The 17,564-nt window shown below is 63.6% G+C and carries 16 protein-coding genes; 9 read left to right on the forward strand and 7 right to left on the reverse strand.

Going from position 1 to position 17,564, the window contains the following annotated elements; all coding sequences use genetic code 11:
- The first annotated feature begins 94 nt into the window (after nt 1–94).
- Together V6766_RS11820 and V6766_RS11825 are read left to right on the forward strand one after the other, a co-directional pair.
- A complete protein-coding gene (locus V6766_RS11820) occupies nt 95–1,045 on the forward strand; it encodes an aldo/keto reductase (RefSeq protein ID WP_448466626.1) in 951 nt (316 codons plus the stop codon).
- Nucleotides 1,042–1,494, forward strand: coding sequence for an N-acetyltransferase family protein (locus tag V6766_RS11825; RefSeq protein WP_448466628.1), 453 nt, complete (start codon nt 1,042–1,044; stop codon nt 1,492–1,494). The genes V6766_RS11820 and V6766_RS11825 overlap by 4 nt, the downstream gene beginning before the upstream one ends.
- Nucleotides 1,495–1,497: 3 nt before the next feature.
- Here the strand turns inward: V6766_RS11825 and upp are convergent, their stop codons facing one another.
- From upp to V6766_RS11840, 3 genes are all read right to left on the reverse strand, one after another.
- Nucleotides 1,498–2,127, reverse strand: a complete 630-nt coding sequence (gene upp / locus V6766_RS11830; RefSeq protein WP_230719683.1) for a uracil phosphoribosyltransferase — start codon at nt 2,125–2,127, stop codon at nt 1,498–1,500.
- Between the two features lie 98 nt (nt 2,128–2,225).
- Complete coding sequence (locus tag V6766_RS11835; protein WP_448466630.1) at nt 2,226–3,188, reverse strand: adenosine deaminase; 963 nt, start codon at nt 3,186–3,188, stop codon at nt 2,226–2,228.
- Nucleotides 3,185–4,405, reverse strand: a complete 1,221-nt coding sequence (locus V6766_RS11840) for a phosphopentomutase (protein WP_448466632.1) — start codon at nt 4,403–4,405, stop codon at nt 3,185–3,187. Before V6766_RS11840 ends, V6766_RS11835 begins: the two co-directional genes overlap by 4 nt.
- 177 nt (nt 4,406–4,582) lie before the next feature.
- Here V6766_RS11840 and V6766_RS11845 point away from each other — a divergent pair, with 177 nt between their 5' ends.
- Entirely contained in the window at nt 4,583–4,753 is a 171-nt protein-coding gene (locus V6766_RS11845) for a hypothetical protein (protein WP_448466634.1), read from the forward strand.
- Nucleotides 4,754–4,792: 39 nt separating this feature from the next.
- On the opposite strand, the gene V6766_RS11850 is transcribed toward V6766_RS11845, so the two are convergent.
- Together V6766_RS11850 and V6766_RS11855 are read right to left on the reverse strand one after the other, a co-directional pair.
- Nucleotides 4,793–6,025 carry an allantoate amidohydrolase gene (locus V6766_RS11850; RefSeq protein WP_448466636.1) on the reverse strand — a complete coding sequence of 411 codons (1,233 nt, stop codon included), beginning with the start codon at nt 6,023–6,025 and terminating at the stop codon, nt 4,793–4,795.
- A 164-nt stretch (nt 6,026–6,189) separates the two neighbouring features.
- Nucleotides 6,190–6,720: a DUF4142 domain-containing protein gene (locus V6766_RS11855; RefSeq protein ID WP_448466638.1), complete on the reverse strand. Its 531-nt coding sequence runs from the start codon at nt 6,718–6,720 to the stop codon at nt 6,190–6,192.
- 283 nt (nt 6,721–7,003) lie between these two features.
- Between V6766_RS11855 and V6766_RS11860 the strand changes: the two genes are divergently transcribed.
- From V6766_RS11860 to V6766_RS11885, 6 genes are all read left to right on the forward strand, one after another.
- Nucleotides 7,004–8,563 carry an ABC transporter substrate-binding protein gene (locus V6766_RS11860; protein ID WP_448466640.1) on the forward strand — a complete coding sequence of 520 codons (1,560 nt, stop codon included), beginning with the start codon at nt 7,004–7,006 and terminating at the stop codon, nt 8,561–8,563.
- Nucleotides 8,564–8,945: 382 nt separating this feature from the next.
- Complete coding sequence (locus V6766_RS11865; protein ID WP_448466642.1) at nt 8,946–9,890, forward strand: ABC transporter permease; 945 nt, start codon at nt 8,946–8,948, stop codon at nt 9,888–9,890.
- Nucleotides 9,890–11,827 carry a dipeptide/oligopeptide/nickel ABC transporter permease/ATP-binding protein gene (locus V6766_RS11870; RefSeq protein ID WP_448466644.1) on the forward strand — a complete coding sequence of 646 codons (1,938 nt, stop codon included), beginning with the start codon at nt 9,890–9,892 and terminating at the stop codon, nt 11,825–11,827. Before V6766_RS11865 ends, V6766_RS11870 begins: the two co-directional genes overlap by 1 nt.
- Complete coding sequence (locus V6766_RS11875; RefSeq protein WP_448466646.1) at nt 11,820–12,815, forward strand: ABC transporter ATP-binding protein; 996 nt, start codon at nt 11,820–11,822, stop codon at nt 12,813–12,815. Before V6766_RS11870 ends, V6766_RS11875 begins: the two co-directional genes overlap by 8 nt.
- Entirely contained in the window at nt 12,812–13,606 is a 795-nt protein-coding gene (locus V6766_RS11880; protein WP_448466648.1) for a FadR/GntR family transcriptional regulator, read from the forward strand. Before V6766_RS11875 ends, V6766_RS11880 begins: the two co-directional genes overlap by 4 nt.
- Nucleotides 13,603–14,535 carry an acetamidase/formamidase family protein gene (locus V6766_RS11885; RefSeq protein WP_448466650.1) on the forward strand — a complete coding sequence of 311 codons (933 nt, stop codon included), beginning with the start codon at nt 13,603–13,605 and terminating at the stop codon, nt 14,533–14,535. Before V6766_RS11880 ends, V6766_RS11885 begins: the two co-directional genes overlap by 4 nt.
- 12 nt (nt 14,536–14,547) lie before the next feature.
- Here the strand turns inward: V6766_RS11885 and V6766_RS11890 are convergent, their stop codons facing one another.
- Together V6766_RS11890 and ngg are read right to left on the reverse strand one after the other, a co-directional pair.
- Entirely contained in the window at nt 14,548–15,741 is a 1,194-nt protein-coding gene (locus V6766_RS11890; protein WP_448466652.1) for an osmoprotectant NAGGN system M42 family peptidase, read from the reverse strand.
- Nucleotides 15,742–15,744: 3 nt separating this feature from the next.
- Nucleotides 15,745–17,559 (reverse strand): N-acetylglutaminylglutamine synthetase, encoded by a 1,815-nt coding sequence (gene ngg, locus V6766_RS11895; protein ID WP_448466654.1) that lies wholly within the window; start codon nt 17,557–17,559, stop codon nt 15,745–15,747.
- Between the last annotated feature and the right edge of the window lie 5 nt (nt 17,560–17,564).

Below are 17,564 nucleotides of genomic sequence, written 5' to 3' on the forward strand. Positions count from 1 at the left end.
CGCAAGCGCAAGCATTGCCTCGCACCGTTTGCATTGCATACACTGGGCGCTATCTAAAACGCTGAAACGCGTTCTCAAACCGCCGGAGGAAATCATGCATAGAAGAATTCTGGGCCGCACCGATATCGCCATCGCGCCGGTCGTGTTCGGCGGCAACGTCTTCGGATGGACGGCGGACGAGAAGACCTCATTCGCCCTGCTCGACCGCTTTGTCGATGCCGGCTTCAACGCCATCGATACCGCCGACGTCTACTCGAAATGGGTGGACGGCAACAAGGGCGGCGAATCCGAGACCATTATCGGCAACTGGCTGAAGCGCGGCGGCGTCAGGCGCGAGGACGTCGTGATCATCACCAAGGTCGGCTCGGAAATGGCGCCGGACAAGAAGGGGCTTGGCGAGGCCTGGATCGCCGAGGCCGTGGAAGACTCGCTGAAGCGGCTCCAGACCGACTATATCGACGTCTACCTCGCCCACTGGCCGGATGAGAACACGCCCTATGACGAGACCATCGGCGCGTTCAGCCGATTGCGGGAACAGGGCAAGGTGCGCGCTATTGGCGCGTCCAATCTGAATGCCGAACAGCTTGGCGAGGCGCTTCAGGTGGCCGAACATACCGGTCGCGCGCGTTATGACGTGCTTCAGCCGGAGTATAACCTCTACGCCCGTTCGTCCTTCGAGGGCGCGCTGGCCGATCTCTGCGTCGAGCACGATATCGGCGTCATAACCTATTTCAGCCTGGCCTCCGGCTTCCTGACCGGAAAGTACAAATCCGCCGATGATACCGCGGGAAGTGCGCGCGGCGGCGGCATCGCCAAATATTTCGACGAGCGCGGCCGCCGCATCCTGAAGGCGCTGGAACAGGTGAGCGCGGAGACGGGCGAGCATCCGGCAGCAATCGCGCTTGCCTGGCTGATGACCCGGCGGGGCGTCACCGCGCCGATCGCCAGCGCGTCGAAACTGGAGCAGATGGACAGCCTGATCCGGGCGCCGCAAATCGAACTTTCGGGCGAGCATCTGCAGGTCCTTCAGGAAGCCGGCGAATGAGCGCGCCGGTTATCCGCGATGCCGGGCCCGCGGACAGGGAGGCCTGGCTGGGGCTCTGGCAGGGCTATCTGGAGTTTTACGGCGCCGCCCTGGACGAAACCGTGACCGATATGACCTGGAACCGGATCATCGATCCGGTGAGCGCCGTGTTCACCCGGCTTGCGCTGGTGGACGGCACGGTTGCCGGCTTTGCGACCTGCATCCTGCACCCGCGCACATGGGCGGTGGAGCCGGCCTGCTATCTGGAAGACCTTTTCGTCGATCCCGAGATGCGCGGCAGCGGCATCGGGCGCGCGCTGATCGACGATCTCATTGCGATCGGCCGCCGCGATGGCTGGACCAATCTCTACTGGCACACCAAGGCCGACAATGCCCAGGCGCGCAAGCTCTACGACAGCTACGACAAGGCCGACGGCTTCGTCCGCTATCGGCTGCCACTCAGGAAATAACCTCTACTTCGTGCCATACATCCGGTCGCCGGCGTCGCCCAGGCCGGGGACGATATAGCCCTTCTCGTTGAGGTGGCTGTCGATCGCGGCGGTGTAGACCGGAACGTCGGGATGGGCCTTGCGGAAATTCTCGATGCCCTCGGGCGCTGCCAAGAGGCACAGGAAGCGGATATTGGTAACACCGCGCTCCTTCAGCCGGTCGACGGCGGCGATCGAGGAATTGCCGGTCGCCAGCATCGGATCGACCACGATCACCAGACGCTCGCCGATATCCTCCGGCGCCTTGAAGAAATATTCGATCGCCTCCAGCGTATCGTGATCGCGATAGACGCCGATATGGGAAACGCGGGCGGACGGCACGAGGTCGAGCATGCCTTCGAGCAGGCCGTTGCCGGCGCGCAGGATCGAGGCGAACACCAGTTTCTTGCCTTCCAGCACCGGCGCTTCCATGGTCGTCATCGGCGTTTCGATGGTTTCCATGGTCAGTTCGAGGTCGCGGGTCACCTCGTAGCACAGCAGCGTGGAAATCTCCCGCAGCAGACGCCGGAAGCCGGCCGTAGAGGTTTCCTTCTGCCGCATCTTGGTCAGCTTGTGCTGAACCAGGGGGTGATTGATGACCGTTACGCCGTCCATGGTGTTTTCCCGTCTTTTACGCACTCAAGCTGTTTATGGCGCAAAAGCCCGGCATCCGGCAAGCATCGCGCCGGGGAAAGCGCGTGGTTTGCACTGATTCAGCCGGCAAGCCGCGAGAGCAGCCGCTGGCGCGTAGGCTCATTCACAAAGGCGGCCTCGATCGCAGTCCGCGTCATCGCTTCGATTTCTTCCGGCGCAAAGCCCATCTCGTCGCGGGCCGCTTCGTATTCGCGGGCAAGCGATGTATGGAAAAATGGCGGATCGTCGGAATTCAGCGTGACCTTTACCCCGGCATCGTGGAGGCGGCGCAGGGGATGGGCGGCGAGACCCGAATAGACCGACAGCGCGACGTTGGAGCCGGGGCAGACCTCCAGCACGACGCCCTCGTCCACAAGCCGGCGCACCAGATCGGGCTCCTCGATCGCCCTAACGCCATGGCCGATCCTGTCGGGCCTGACGCAATCGAGCGCATCGCGCACCGAGAAAGCGCCGCACACCTCACCGGCATGAATGGTGATGCCGAGCCCGCCATCGCGCGCGATATCGAAGGCGCGGGCGAAATCGGCAACCCGGCCCATGCGCTCGTCGCCGGCCATGTTGAAGCCGGTGAGCAGCGGAAAATCGCAGGAAACGGCATAGCGCGCCGCCCCTTCCACCTGCTCCGGCCCCATATGGCGCTCGCCGATCATCACCATGCGCGCCTCGATGCCGGTCTTGTCGCGCGCCGCCTCGATGCCGGCGGTGATCGCCCGCATGTAGCCGTCCTTTGACAGACCGGCCGCAAGGCCCTGTTCCGGCGAGACGAACAGCTCGGCATAGATCGTGTCGGCAGCAGCCAGTTCGCTGAGATAGGCCTCGGCCAAGGTCGCGAAATCCTCCTCAGAGCGAAAGACATTGGCGATCGCCGCATAGCAGGCGATGAAACTGGAAAAATCGTTCCAGAGATAGCGACCGTCGGCTAGGTAGCGGGACAAATCGATGCCGTATTTTTCGGCAAGGCGCGCCGCCAGCGCCGGCGGCGTGGCGCCTTCGATATGGCAGTGAAGCTCGGCCTTGATCACAGAAACGACCTCCCGTGTTTGCCGGGTGCAAGGCCGAGATGAGCCGCGATACTTTCCCCGATATCGGCGTAGCTGTCGCGCACGCCGAACGAGCCCGGCTTCAGCCCCGGCCCGAAGACCAGCACCGGCACCCGCTCTCGGGTATGGTCGGAGCCGCGCCAGGTGGGGTCGCAGCCATGATCGGCGGTCAGCACCACAATATCGCCGGGCTTTAGCGCCTCGGCGATGTCGTGAATGCGGGCATCGAAGGCCTCGAGCGCTGCCGCATAACCCGGCACGTCCCGGCGATGACCGTAGAGCATGTCGAAATCGACGAGATTGGTGAAGACGAGATCGCCATCGCCGGCTTGCGCGATCGCCTTCAGGCTGGCATCGACCAGCGCCTCATTGCCATCGGCCTTGAAGAGCTGCGTCACGCCCTTGCCGGCGAAGATGTCGGAGATCTTGCCGACCGCCAGCACATTTCGCCCGTCCTCGCTGACGCGATCCAGCAGTGTCTTTTCCGGCGGCGCGATCGAGAAATCGCGGCGATTGCCGGTGCGTTTGAAGGTCTCGGCGGTCTCGCCCGTGAACGGGCGGGCGATCACCCGGCCGATATTGTAATCATAGGTCAGTTCGCGCACGACTTCGCAAAGCTGCATCAGCCGGTCGAGGCCGAAGTGATATTCGTGGGCTGCGATCTGAAACACGCTGTCGGTGGAGGTGTAGAAGATCGGGCGGCGCGTCCAGACATGCTCCTGGCCGAAGCGCTTGATGATCTCCGTGCCCGAAGCGTGGCAATTGCCGAGACTGCCGGAAATACCGGCCTGGGCATAGATCGCCTCGAGCAGTTCGCGCGGGAAACAATCCGGCCCTTCCGGAAAATAACCCCAGTCGAACATCACCGGCGTGCCGGCAATCTCCCAGTGGCCCGACGGCGTGTCCTTGCCGCGCGAGACCTCGCTTGCCGCGCCATAGCGGCCGAGAAACCGCTCCGGCCGCGCCATGCCCGCCGGATAATTGCCGCTTGCAAGCTTGGCCGCCTCGACGAGGCCGAGTGCAGCCATATTGGGAAGCTTCAACGGGCCGGAGCGCAGCCCCTCGCGATCGCCAAGCCCTACCGCGCAGAATTCGGCGATATGGCCGAGCGTATCGGCGCCGAGATCGCCATAGGTCTTGGCATCCGGCGCGCCGCCGATGCCAAAGGAATCAAGAACGTAGAGAAAGGCGCGGGCCATGCGGTCAATTCCGTGAGTTTCGATCAGGCATATCTAGCGCCTGCCCTCCGGCTTGGCAAACCGTCGATCAGGTGCTTTGCGGGAGGCTGGCGAGCACAAAGGGAACAGGCCCTGGCCGAATTGCGTTTCATCAATCAGTAACCATGTCTTTTAACGCTGCGGGAAGGCAAGCGAGCCATGATGACAGTCACCGAAACAGCCAAAGCCAGACCTGTCATGCCGCAGCGATCTCAACGCCGTTCCACCGCCTTCGGCCACAGCGCGGAATTCGCCCTGATCGCCGGCGTCGTGCTGGCGGCGATTATCGCAGTCGGCTTCGCGGCCTTTCAGTTCTACGCGGTGAGCTGAAGGCCCGGTGTTCCGCACCCTTCCGCGGGCATGGATCCGTCAATCGGCTGAAAGCCGGATCAGCGCCGAAAGCATCAGTTGCGCGCCTTTTTCGATATCCACCCAGTCGGAATGTTCTTCCGGCGCGTGGGATATGCCGTTGCGGCTCGGCACGAAGATCATTGCGGAGGGACAGAGCGCCGTCATCGTCTGCGCATCGTGGCCGGCGCCGGAGATCATACGCCGCGCCGGCAGGTTCAGACGGCGCGCCTCGGCCTCCAGCATGTCGATCAGGCCGGCGTCGAAGGCGACCGGTGCTATGAAGCTGTTTTCCTCGATTGAGAGCACAAGACTGTGCTTCCCGGCCACCGCGCCGGCGACTTCGCCGAAGCGGGTCTGAAGGCCGCGCATGACGTCTTCACGGGCATCGCGGATGATCACGGTGAAGACCGCCTCCCCCGGTATCGTATGCGGATGGTTGGGCGAAAGCTCGACCTTGCCGATGGTGATCCGTGCGTCCTTTGAGCCCGAGGCGGCGATCATGGCCGGGATCTGGACCGCGATTTCCGCAAGGCCGGCAAAGGCGTCGGCGCGCATATCCATCGGCGTCGTGCCGGAATGATTGGCGATGCCGGAAAGCCGGACATGCAGGTTGACGATGCCGGTGGCGCCCTCGGGCAGACCGATGGCAATCGCTTCCCGCTCCAGCACGGGCCCCTGCTCGATATGCAGTTCGAGAAACGCTTCGACAGAGCCTTTCGGCCGCGCCGAAGAAAGGATCGCGGACGGCTCCAGCCCCTGGGCACGCATGGCGTCGGTCAGCAACAGGCCATCGGCATCGGCAGCGCTTTCGAGCCAGTCCCGCGTCACCAGACCGGCGATCGTCTGCGAGCCGAGCATGCCGCCGAAACGGCCCTCCTCCTCCGATGTGGCGACCACCTCGATGGGACGGGCGGGGGTAAAGCCGACCTCCTTCATGGCCCGCACGCATTCAAGCGCGACGGCTGCGCCCAGCGCGCCATCGAAGGCCCCGCCGCTCGCCACGGTATCAAGATGGGAGCCGACCATGATCGCAGGCGCATCCGCCGAGCCATAGCGCCCGAACACCGAATTGGCGCCGTCCCGGCTGACGATCAGGCCATCAGCCTCCATCTCACGGGCGAACCAGTCGCGCACCGCCATATCGGCATCGGAAAAACCAATGCGGTTAAACCCGCCGCCCTCGGCGCGGCCGAAGGCATTGATGCCGTCGAGCAGGGTTTTCAGCCGTTCGCTGTTGATCTCTGGTCGCATACCGCCTCCCTCTTCGATCAATTCATTATGATAAATTCAGCGATATCGCAAATTTTTCATGATAAATAAGATCGCATAGCTCCGTTGGTGACGGCGGCGGCCTGCCGCATCCTCTAGATTCCGTGCCCGCCGAGGACTTCTCGGCGGGGCAAAGCCTATACAATCTAGAATGCGAGGTCGGTATGCGCGGTACGGAGCATATCGAGATGGGAAGCGATCAGCGGCACCAGAACGGTGGCAACCGTCTTTTGAACGCCCTGACGTGACGCATCATCCACCTCGCGCTTCTGCACCTTGAGAAGCGACTTGTGATTGTCGATCTGGTGCTCGATATAGGCCAGATCGAAGGCAGGTCCCGGGTCCATCCTCTTCAGCGTCTCCACCGATTGCGACAGCGTGTCCGGGCGCTCCGGCGTGGAGGCACCGGCCTTCAACAGCAAGCCGGCAATCGCCTGGGCCTCCTCTGATTCCAGTTCAGCGAACTTGTAGACCACCGGATGGACCGCCTTTTTGGCGGCCAGCTCGCTGATATCGCAGGAAAACAGATCGAATGTCAGCGTCTGGTCTACGTAATCCTCCGGCGGCTCATCCGCCAATGTCGGGGCCGAAACCGAGGCCAGTGCGGTCATCGCCGCCGTCACGGCTCCGCCGATGAAAATACTGCGGCGGCACAACGCGATCGAAGTCATGTTCATTGCCTTTCATCATCGTCCATCAGCTTTCATGTGAGGCCCGCTCACAGTCACGATCAGAGTGGTTCCGTAGTTGGCAATTTGAAGGCGCAATGCCTTTGTCATGGAATTCCGGATGGGCGCGGCCGCCTGCCAGCCCGACCGTATCATCGATTTAAGGTATTGAAAAATTTGGATTTAGGTTGAACGCGCCGCTGCGCTTGCAGGAATTATCATAATAAATCCTTGTCAATTACCAATTTTTCATAATTAATTAAGAAAACCACCAACAGAGGAGAACCGATCGATGAAACGCCTTCTCGCAGCCGCGCTGGCTGCCGCGTCGCTCGCCATCGGCGCGCCGGCGATCGCCCAGACCCCGCCCAATGTTCTGGTCGTCGGCCAGATCGCCGAACCGAAATCGCTCGACCCGGCCACCGATACAGCCGTCAACGACTTCCGCATCCTCGTCAACATGTATGACGGTCTGGTGCGCTACAAGGACGGCACGCTAGAGGTCGAGCCCGCACTTGCCACAGACTGGGACATTTCCGAGGACGGAAAGACCTACACGTTCACGCTGCGCGAGGGCGTAAAATTCCACGACGGTTCGGATTTCAACGCCGAGGCGGTGAAGTTCAACTTCGACCGGATGCTGAACGAGGACAACGAGTATTACGACACCGGCCCGTTTCCGCTGGCCTTCTTCTTCTCCTCGATCGACACTGTCGAGGTCGTCGACGACATGACGGTGAAGTTCACGCTCACCGAACCCTATGCCCCCTTCCTCTCCAACCTCGCCTATCCGACCGGCCTGATCGTCTCGCCGGAAGCGGTGAAGGAACACGGCAAGGATTTCGGCCGCAACCCGTCCGGCACCGGCGCGTTCAAATTCGAGGAATGGGACCCGAACGCCAAGGTGGTCGTGTCCAGGAACGAAGATTACTGGGATGGCGCCCCGCCGCTTGAGGCCGTGGTGTTCCGTCCGGTCACCGACGCCAATACCCGCGTCGCCGAGATGCTTTCGGGCGGTCTCGACGTGATGGTCGAGGTGCCGCCGGACGCGCTGCAGCAGTTCTCCGGCAACGACAATTACAAGGTCTACGAGCAGGCCGGGCCGCATCTCTGGTTTCTGATCCTGAACATGAAGGACGGCGTCTTCGCCGACAAGAAGGTTCGTCAGGCCGTCAATTACGCCATCAACAAGGAAGCGATCGTCAACGACATCCTGCAGGGTACGGCCGAAGTCGCCGCCGGCCCGACGCCGCCGGCCTTCGCCTGGGCCTATGACGACAGCCTGTCGCCCTACCCCTACGATCCGGAAAAGGCCAAGTCGCTTCTGGAAGAAGCCGGCTATGACGGCTCGGAGCTGACCTTCTACGTTACCGAAGGCGGTTCGGGCATGCTGGAGCCGCAGGCGATGGCAACCCAGATCCAGGCCGACCTTGAAGCCGTCGGCATGCCGGTCGCAATCGAGACCTATGAGTGGAACACCTTCCTCGGCAAGGTAAACCCCGGTCTGGAAGGCGAAGCCGACATGGCCGAAATGGCATGGATGACCAACGACCCGGACACGCTCCCCTATCTGGCGCTGCGTTCGGAAGCCTTCCCCGACCAGGGCGGTTTCAACTCCGGCTACTATTCCAACCCGGACGTCGACAAGCTGCTTGAACAGGCCCGCACCTCCACCGATCAGGCCGAACGCGCAAAGCTCTACAAGGAGATGCAGGCGATCGTCCACGACGACGCGCCCTGGGCCTTCATCGCCAACTGGAAGCAGAATGCGGTGACCAAGGCGAGCGTGGAAAACTTCAAGCTCCAGCCGTCGTTCTTCCTGCTCTTGCAGAAGGTGGCGAAGCCGAATTGATCGGGCGGGCCGCATAGCCCCTACCAATCTCCCCCCTTGAGGGGGAGATGCCCCGACAGGGGCAGAGAGGGGTGGACCCTATCCGTGAGCACGGAGATTGCGGCTTGTGGTCGATCCAGCATCGCCCCTCGCAAGGCGCGAGATGTTCATTCGGAAGCTGCTCCTCGCTCCCCATATTCTCTCCCGCTGGCGGGAGAGATGCCCCGAAAGGGGCAGTGAGGGTGGCGCGGAATCTCAAAACGTGAGGGCGTTTGCGGTGACGGCCTCCCCCCTCACTGTCGCTGTCGCGACATCTCTCCCCTCCGGGGCGAGAAGATTGGGGGGCTCTGCGGCAATCGCCGTTTGCCCTTGATCGCATGGCCACCCAGATGGAGAACACGCCATGGCACACTATATCCTCAGGCGGCTTCTGGCTGTCATTCCGGTGCTTCTCGGCCTGACCGTGATCGTGTTCGCGATCATGGCGATGATCCCCGGCGATCCGGCGACCGCGATTCTCGGTTCCTACGCCACGCCTGAAAATGTCGACCGCATCAACCGCGCGCTCGGGCTCGACAAGCCGCTGGTGCAGCAATATTTCATCTGGCTCGGCAATATTCTCCATGGCGATTTCGGCCGATCCTATACCCAGAACCGCCCGGTGATCGACATCATCACCGAGCGCTTCGGCAATACGCTGATCCTTGCCGGCACATCGCTGGTGCTCTGTTCCATCCTCGGCCTTCTGGCCGGCATCGTCTCGGCCGTGCGCCAGTACGGCTTCACCGACAAGCTGGTGACGCTGTTCGTGCTGATCGGCATTTCGGTGCCCTCGTTCTGGCTCGGCCTGCTCTTGATCCTGGTCTTCGCCGTCAAGCTGCAATGGCTGCCGGCGAGCGGCATGTATGCGATCTATGGCGGCGGCGGGCCGATGGACCTCGTCAGGCACCTGATCCTGCCCGCCTTCACGCTCTCGGTCGTCGCAACCGGCGTGGTCGCGCGGCTGACCCGCACCTCGATGCTGGAAGTGCTGCGCCAGGACTATATCCGCACCGCCCGCGCCAAGGGGCTGAAGGAGCGCCGGGTGATCATGCGCCATGCCTTCAAGGCCGCGCTCGTCTCCGTCATTCCGGTGCTCGGCATTCAGGCCGGTTTCGTGCTCGGCGGCGCGGTCTATATCGAGACCGTGTTCCAGTGGCCCGGCATCGGCTCGATGCTGGTGACCGCGATCTCCACCCGCGACCTTTTGACCGTTCAGGGCGGCGTGCTGGTGGTGGCGGCGGCCTATGTGCTGTTCAACCTCGCCGCCGATGTCGTTCAGACCATGCTTGATCCGAGGTTGCGCTGATGACCGACGCCGCGATTTCCACACCCGCAAAGAAGAAGAAAAAGGGCGGCCGCCCGAGCGCGCTGAAACTGCTCCTCAACAACACGCTCGCCACCACCGGGCTGATCGTGCTGACGCTGATCGTGCTGGTCGCGCTCGCCGCGCCCATCCTGCCGCTTCAGCCGCCGAACGTCACCGATCCCTCCGTCCGCCTGCTGCCACCCTTTTCCGAGGGGCATCTGCTCGGCACCGATGCGCTCGGCCGTGATCTCCTGTCGCGGCTGATCTGGGGCACGCGGGTGAGCCTTGCCGTCGGCGTCTCCGCCACGCTGATCGCCGCCTTCTTCGGCTCGCTGATCGGCCTTGTCGCCGGCTATGCCGGCGGGCGCACCGACAATATCCTGATGCGCGGCATCGATATGGTCATGGCCTTTCCCTATATTCTGCTGGCGCTGGCGATCGTCGCAGTCCTCGGCCCGGGCCTCCTGAATGCGCTCTATGCCATCGCCGTGGTCAATATCCCGTTCTTCGCCCGTAACATTCGCGGCATGACGCTTGGCCTCTCGCGCCGGGAGTTCGTCGATGCCGCAAGGCTTTCGGGCAAATCGCATTTTGCGATCCTGTTCGGCGAGGTGCTGCCCAATGTGCTGCCGGTAATCATCATCACCATGTCGACCACGATCGGCTGGATGATCCTTGAAACCGCCGGCCTCTCCTTCCTCGGTCTCGGCGCACAGCCGCCCCAGGCCGATCTCGGCTCGATGCTGGGCGACGGCCGCAAGGTGCTGTTCACCGACGCCCATGTCTCGATGGTGCCGGGCCTGATGATCTTCGCCCTCGTCATGAGCATCAACCTGCTCGGCGACGGCATCCGCGATGTGCTCGACCCGCGGCTCAAATCCGGCGCGCTCGCCCGCCCCGGCGCGCGCACCGCCGTCAAGCGCGATGCCGCGCCCGACGAGAAGCCGCGCGAAAATGCCGTTCTCGATGTCCAGCAAATGCGCACCGAATTCCATGTCGGCGGCAGCATCTACAAGGCCGTGGGCGGCATCGATCTGCATATCCGCGAAGGCGAATGTCTCGGGCTGGTGGGCGAGTCGGGCTCCGGTAAATCGGTGACCGCGATGTCGCTGATGGGCCTTGTGCCGACCCCGCCCGGACGCATTGCCGGAGGTGCCGCGTGGTTTTCCGGCGAGGACCTATTTGCCGCAAGCGACGAGCGCATTCGCCAGTTGCGCGGCGGCGCGGTATCCCACGTGTTCCAGGACCCACTTTCGACGCTGCATCCGCTCTATACCGTTGGCGATCAGCTGATCGAGGCCATCCAGGCCCACCGGCCGCTGTCGAGAACCGATGCCCGCAAGAAGGCCACCGACCTGCTGCAATCGGTGCGCATCCCCAATGCGGCCGAACGGCTGAACGCCTTTCCGCACGAGCTCTCCGGCGGCATGCGCCAGCGGATCTCGATCGCGATGGCGCTTGCCAATGACGCAAAGCTGATCATCGCCGACGAGCCGACCACCGCGCTCGATGTCACCGTGCAGGCGCAGATCCTTGAACTGATGAACGGCCTGCGCAAGGAGCGCGACACCGCGATCCTGTTCATCACCCATGATTTCGGCGTGGTCTCGGCGATCTGCGACCGGGTGGCGGTGATGTATGCCGGCCGGATCGTGGAGACCGGCACGACCGAGGAAATCCTCGCCAACCCGGCCCATCCCTACACCGCCAAACTGATCGACTGCGTGCCGGTTCTGGGCGAGCCCGATCGGCGGCTCGACGCGATCCGGGGTCGTCCGCCGGTGGTCAACGACCTGCCGGACGGCTGCGCCTTTGCCGACCGCTGTCCCTATGTGCAGGCGGATTGTCGCAGCGGCGACATCCCGATGCTGTCCTTCGGCGAGGAGCGCGGGGCGCGCTGCATCCATCCGCTCAACCGGGAGACCGCCGATGCCTGAGGCCAATGAAACGCTGATCGCGATCGATCGGGCCGAGCGCATCTTCGGCGGCGGCAAGACGCTGTTCGGCAAGGCGCTTCCTGCCGTCCACGCCGTTCAGGACGTCACCCTCGACGTGAAGAAGGGCGAGACGCTCGGCATTGTCGGCGAGAGCGGCTGCGGCAAGTCGACGTTGGCGCGCCTGCTCTCCGGCCTCGATCTGCCGACCGGCGGCAAGATCACCTTCGAAGGCCGCGATCTTGCCCGCGAGGCGAAGAAGAATCCGCGCGCGCTGGCCCGCCAGGTGCAATATGTGTTTCAGGACCCGGTCTCCTCGCTCAATCCGCGCAAGAAGATCCGCACCATTCTGGAAGCCCCGCTGATCCATCTTCTGAAGATGAACAAGGCCGAGCGCGAGAAGCGGCTGGAAGAGTTGATGGACGCGGTCAATCTCGCGCCCGAATTCCTCGAGCGCTACCCGCATGAATTTTCTGGCGGCCAGGCCCAGCGGATCGGCATCGCCCGCGCGCTTGCCGCCGATCCGGAAGTGATCGTGCTCGACGAGCCCGTCTCCGCGCTCGACGTCTCGGTGCAGGCGCAGGTGCTCAACATTCTCGACGACCTGAAGAGCCGGTTCGGCCTCACCTACCTGTTCATCAGCCATGACCTGTCAGTGGTGGAATCGATCTCGGACCGGGTGGCGGTGATGTATTTCGGGCGGATCGTGGAGCTTGGCAGCCGTGACGCGGTGTTTGCCGGGCCGCTCCATCCCTACACCCATCTCCTGCTCAATTCCGCGCCCGCGCCGGGCCGCAAGGCGGTCTCCGGCGGCGACAGCGAGGCGGAGCTGCCGGACCCCTACAACCCGCCCAAGGGCTGCGCCTTTTTCGCCCGATGTCCCAACGGAACTGAGCATTGCCAGACGCATGTTCCGCCGATAGACGAAGCGCAAGGGGGGCCCGGCCACGAAGCCGCCTGCTTCCATCCGATGGTGAAAAGGACGGCATGACCAGACCCAGCCTCGAAAGCCGCCAGGCCTTTGCCCCGCCCTTTGCGGCGAAGAAGCGCAAGCGGCCGGATATCATCGCCGACATGCTGCGCGAGCGGATGATCGAGGCCGGGCTTCGCCCCGGCGACCGGCTGCCGGCGGAATGGCTCGACCTGGAGCAGCTTCCCGCTTCGCGCGGCACGGTGCGCGAGGCGCTGAAAATCCTCGAATTCCAGGGCATGATCGCCAGCAAGACCGGCCCCGGCGGCGGCATTTTCGCCCGCGCCGTCGCCCCGGACGAGGCGATCCAGACCGTCACCAACCTGTTCCTGCGCGCGCCGCCCTCGATCTCCGATATCTACGCGCTGCGCAAGCAGCTTGAGCCGGAACTGGCGGCGGACGCTGCCCTTCACCTGCCCGACGACGCGATCGACGCCCTGCAGGCCACGATCCGGCTTTACGAGGCAGAACCGAAATCGGCCGACGAGGAGTATATCCAGCGGCTCGCCGAACTCGACTTCCACGCCGAGCTCTCGCGCCATGCGAAAAACCCGGTGCTCGGTTTTGCCTGCGGCCTGCTCTTGAACCTGCTGCGCGACCTGCCGGAGTGCCGGGAAATCTACCAGACGCCCAATCCGGGCCTGCGCGAGACCGGCGTCTTCTACCAGATCGAACTGATCAAGGCGATCCGCGGCCGCAACCCGGACCGGGCCCGCAAGATCATGGCGGAACATATGGCCGAGGCCGAGGCTTATATGCTCGAACGGGCGCGACTGAACCGGGAAGGCGCAGGAAAAGAGAGCAGAACATGATCCGCACCATCCATTCCCACGAATGCCATCTCGGCTGGGATCGGTCGATCAAGCCGGTCCATTTCGCAAGGTCCGGCGAGACCATAACCTTCGCCTGCCGCGATGCCGGCAACGGCCACTATCATCATGAGAGCACCTCAGCCGATATCCTTACCGCCAATCCGGCCAATGCCAATCCGCTGACCGGGCCGGTTTATGTGGAAGGGTCAGCGCCCGGCGACGCGCTGAAGGTGACGATCCACGAATTCATGCCGTCGGGCTTCGGGTGGAGCGCGATCATTCCTGGGTTCGGCCTGCTTTCCGATCAGTTCGACCAGCCGAAACTGAAGCTCTGGGATTATGATACGGTGGCGCGAAAGCCCGCCGTCTTCAACGATATCGCCTCCGTGCCGCTGCGCCCCTTCATCGGCACGATCGGGGTCGCCATGGCCGAGCCCGGCAATCATTCGGTGATCCCGCCGCGCCATGTCGGCGGGAATATGGACATCCGCGATATCGCGGCCGGCACGACGCTTTACCTGCCGGTGGAGGTCGAGGGCGCGCTGCTGTCGCTCGGCGACACCCACGCCGCGCAGGGAGATGGCGAGGTGTGTGGCACGGCGATCGAAAGCGCGATGGATGTTGCGATCACGGTGGAGGTGGTGAAGGACGCCGCCCCGAAGACCCCGCATTTCTCCACCCCCGGCCCGATCGCCCGCCATCTCGATGCCGCCGGCTACGAGGTAACGACCGGCATCGGCCCGGACCTGATGGCCGCCGCCCGCGACGCCGTCTCGGCGATGATCGACCACCTCTCGCGCACCCGCAAGCTTGCGCCCGAGGATGCCTACATGCTGTGCTCGGTCGCCGGCGACCTGAAGATCAGCGAGATCGTCGACGCGCCGAACTGGGTGGTGTCGTTCTATTTCCCGAGGATCGTGTTCGGATAGAGCGTCCGCCCCTCAGGCATGCCCCGCATGATGGGGATGCGCCGGATCGTCAATGGTTTCGCTTTCGACGTCGGCGGAAAGCTCCTGCTTGGCCTTGCCGGTCGGCTGGCGGGTGAAGCCGGTCATCGGGCCGGACTGCTGGAAGTCGCGCTTGATCTCGACATCGGAGGTCAGATAGGCGGTGATCATTTCCGCGATCGAGCGCAGCGCATGCATATGGATGCGCTCATAGCCATGCGAGGCATCGACGCCGAAAGCGACCAGCGCGGTGCGCACATCCGCGCCCGCTTCCACAGCGCTTGCCGAATCCGAGCGGTAATAGCGGAACACGTCCTTCTGATAGCGGATATCGTTGGCCTTGCAGACATCGACAAGCTTCTTGGTCAGGTGCCAGTCGAACGGGCCGGTCTGGTCGGCCATGGCGATGGTCACGCCGAATTCCGAGGAATTCTGGCCCGGCGCCGAGGTGCCGTTGTCGATCGAGACCAGCGAGGCGACATCGGGCGCGACGATGGAGGATGCGCCGACGCCGACCTCCTCGGCAATGGTGAACAGCCAGTGGCTGGCGACCGGGGTTTCGACGTTTTCATCCTGCATCGCCTTCAGCGCGGCCAGCATCAGCGCCACGCCGGCCTTGTTGTCGAGATGGCGCGAGACGATGAAGCCGTTGTCGAGGAATTCCGGAAGGGGATCGATCGCGACGATATCACCGATCTCGATGCCGAGCCGGTCGAGATCGGCCTCGTCACGGGTCAGCGCGTCGACGCGCAGCTCGACATATTGCCAGCCGACCGGCAACTCGTCGATTTCATTGTTGAAGGTGTGCCCGGACGCCTTCAGCGGCAGGATGGTGCCGCGGTAAGAGCCCTTTTCGGTGAAGATCGTGGCGCGCGCGCCTTCTGCGAACCGCGCCGACCATGTGCCGATCGGCACCAGTTCCAGCCTACCGTTCGATTTCAGATATTTCACCTGCGCGCCGAGCGTGTCGACATGCGAGACCACGGCGCGCGCGCCGCGGCTGTCGACGCCGCGCCGTACGGCGCGGATCGCGCCGCGCCTTGTGAGTTCCACCGAAAGGCCGAGCTTTTCCAGCTCTCCGGTGACGAAACGGACGATGGGGTCGGTGTAGCCTGTCGGTGAGGGGATCGCGAGGAGCGATTTGAGAATGTCGGACAGGTAATCGGCGTCAATCGTCAGTCGTTTCATCGGCTACTCGTTCTTGTGGGCCTCGCGCACCGAGTGGCGTACGCCGGCCGGCATTGAAAGCGGGAACAGCAGGTCGACAAACCGTTCGGCCGTCGGCTGCGGCTCGTGATTGGCTAGCCCCGGCCGCTCATTGGCCTCGATAAAGGCATAGTCCGGGTTTTGCGGGGACTTGATCATTAGGTCAATCCCCACCACCGGAATATTGATCGCGCGGGCCGCCGAGATCGCCGCATCCACAAGCTTGGGATGGACGATATCAGTGACATCGTGAATGGTGCCGCCGGTGTGCAGGTTCGCCGTCCGGCGCACCCGGATTTCGGTGCCGGCTTCCGGCACATCGGCGAAGGTGTAGCCGGCGTCGCGGACCGTACGCTCGGTCTCGGCATCGAGCGGGATCGAGGATTCGCCGCCGGTTGCCGCACTGCGCCGCTCGCTCTGGCTCGCGATCAACTGTTCGATCGTGGATCTGCCGTCGGCAACGATATGGGCCGGGCGGCGCATGGCGGCGGCCACGAGCCGGTAGTTGATCACGATCAGGCGCAGGTCCTCGCCCTCGACCATCTCCTCGATCAGCACCGTGTCGCAATAGGCCTTGGCCGCTTTCACGGCTTCCTCAAGGTCCTCATAGGTCGTGATGCCGACGGATATGCCCCTGCCCTGTTCGCCGCGCGCGGGCTTGACCACGAGATGACCGGCATCCTCCAGGAAGCCGCGGATCGCATCCTCGCCGGCATCCGAGGTCATCTGGCGCGGCACCTTCACGCCGGCCTCCTCAACGAAGCGGCGGGTCACGGACTTGTCGTCGCAGATCGACATCGCCACCGATGTCGTCAGCTCCGACAGGCTTTCGCGGCAATGGATCGAGCGCCCGCCATAGGACAGCCGGAAGAAGCCGCCCCTTGCATCGGTGATCTCGGCTGAAATCCCCCTGCGGCGCGCCTCGGTCACGATCAGCCGGGCATAGGGGTTCAGTTCCTCATAGTCATCCGCCTCCGGCCCGGTGAACAGCTTCTCGTTGATCTGGTTCTTGCGCTTGACCGTGAAGAACGGCACCCGCTTGAAGCCGAGCTTCTCATAGAGCCGGATCGCCGGATCATTGTCGTGCAGCACGGAGAGATCGAGATAGGACGCGCCGCGGGCGAGGAAATGCTCGGCAAGCCTGCGCACCAGCGCCTCGCCGATGCCGCGCTGGCGGGCCTGCGGGTCGCTCGCCAGGCACCAGAGCGACGATCCCTTTTCCGGATCGTTGAATACGCGGGAATGGTCGATGCCGGTCACCGTGCCGAGAATATTGCCGGTGTGCTCCTCCTCGGCGACGAAATAGGAGATCGAGCGGGCATCGCGCTGGCGCCAGAAGAAATCCGGCCGGACCACGACCATGCCGCGCGCGGCATAGATGCGGTTGATCGCCTGGGCGTCGATCTCCGATGTCAGCCGGCGGATGAAGAAGCCCTGCGGCGGCTTGGAGGCCGGGCGATAGGTTGAAAGCTCCAGCCGGAAGGTGTGCGAGGGATCGAGAAACACCTCCTGCGGCGCATTGGCGAGCACCACGTGCGGATCGCGGACATAGATCGCGATATCGCGGTGATCGGGCACTTCGGCACGCAGCGTCTCGATCAGAAGCTTGGTATCGGAAAACGTCTGGCCGAACACTACCCGCCCCCAGCCGCAATCGATCGAGGCATCCGGCGTCATGCCGCCATGCTCCTCGCCGCCGGGAATCGGCGGTTTCATTCCATGCGAGCGCATCCGTTTCAGACGATGGGCATAGGCCTCGCGCCCGCGATGATCGTCCCTGGAGCCTTTGTCCGAACTCATCGGCT

This window comes from Martelella sp. AMO21009 (assembly GCF_053484295.1).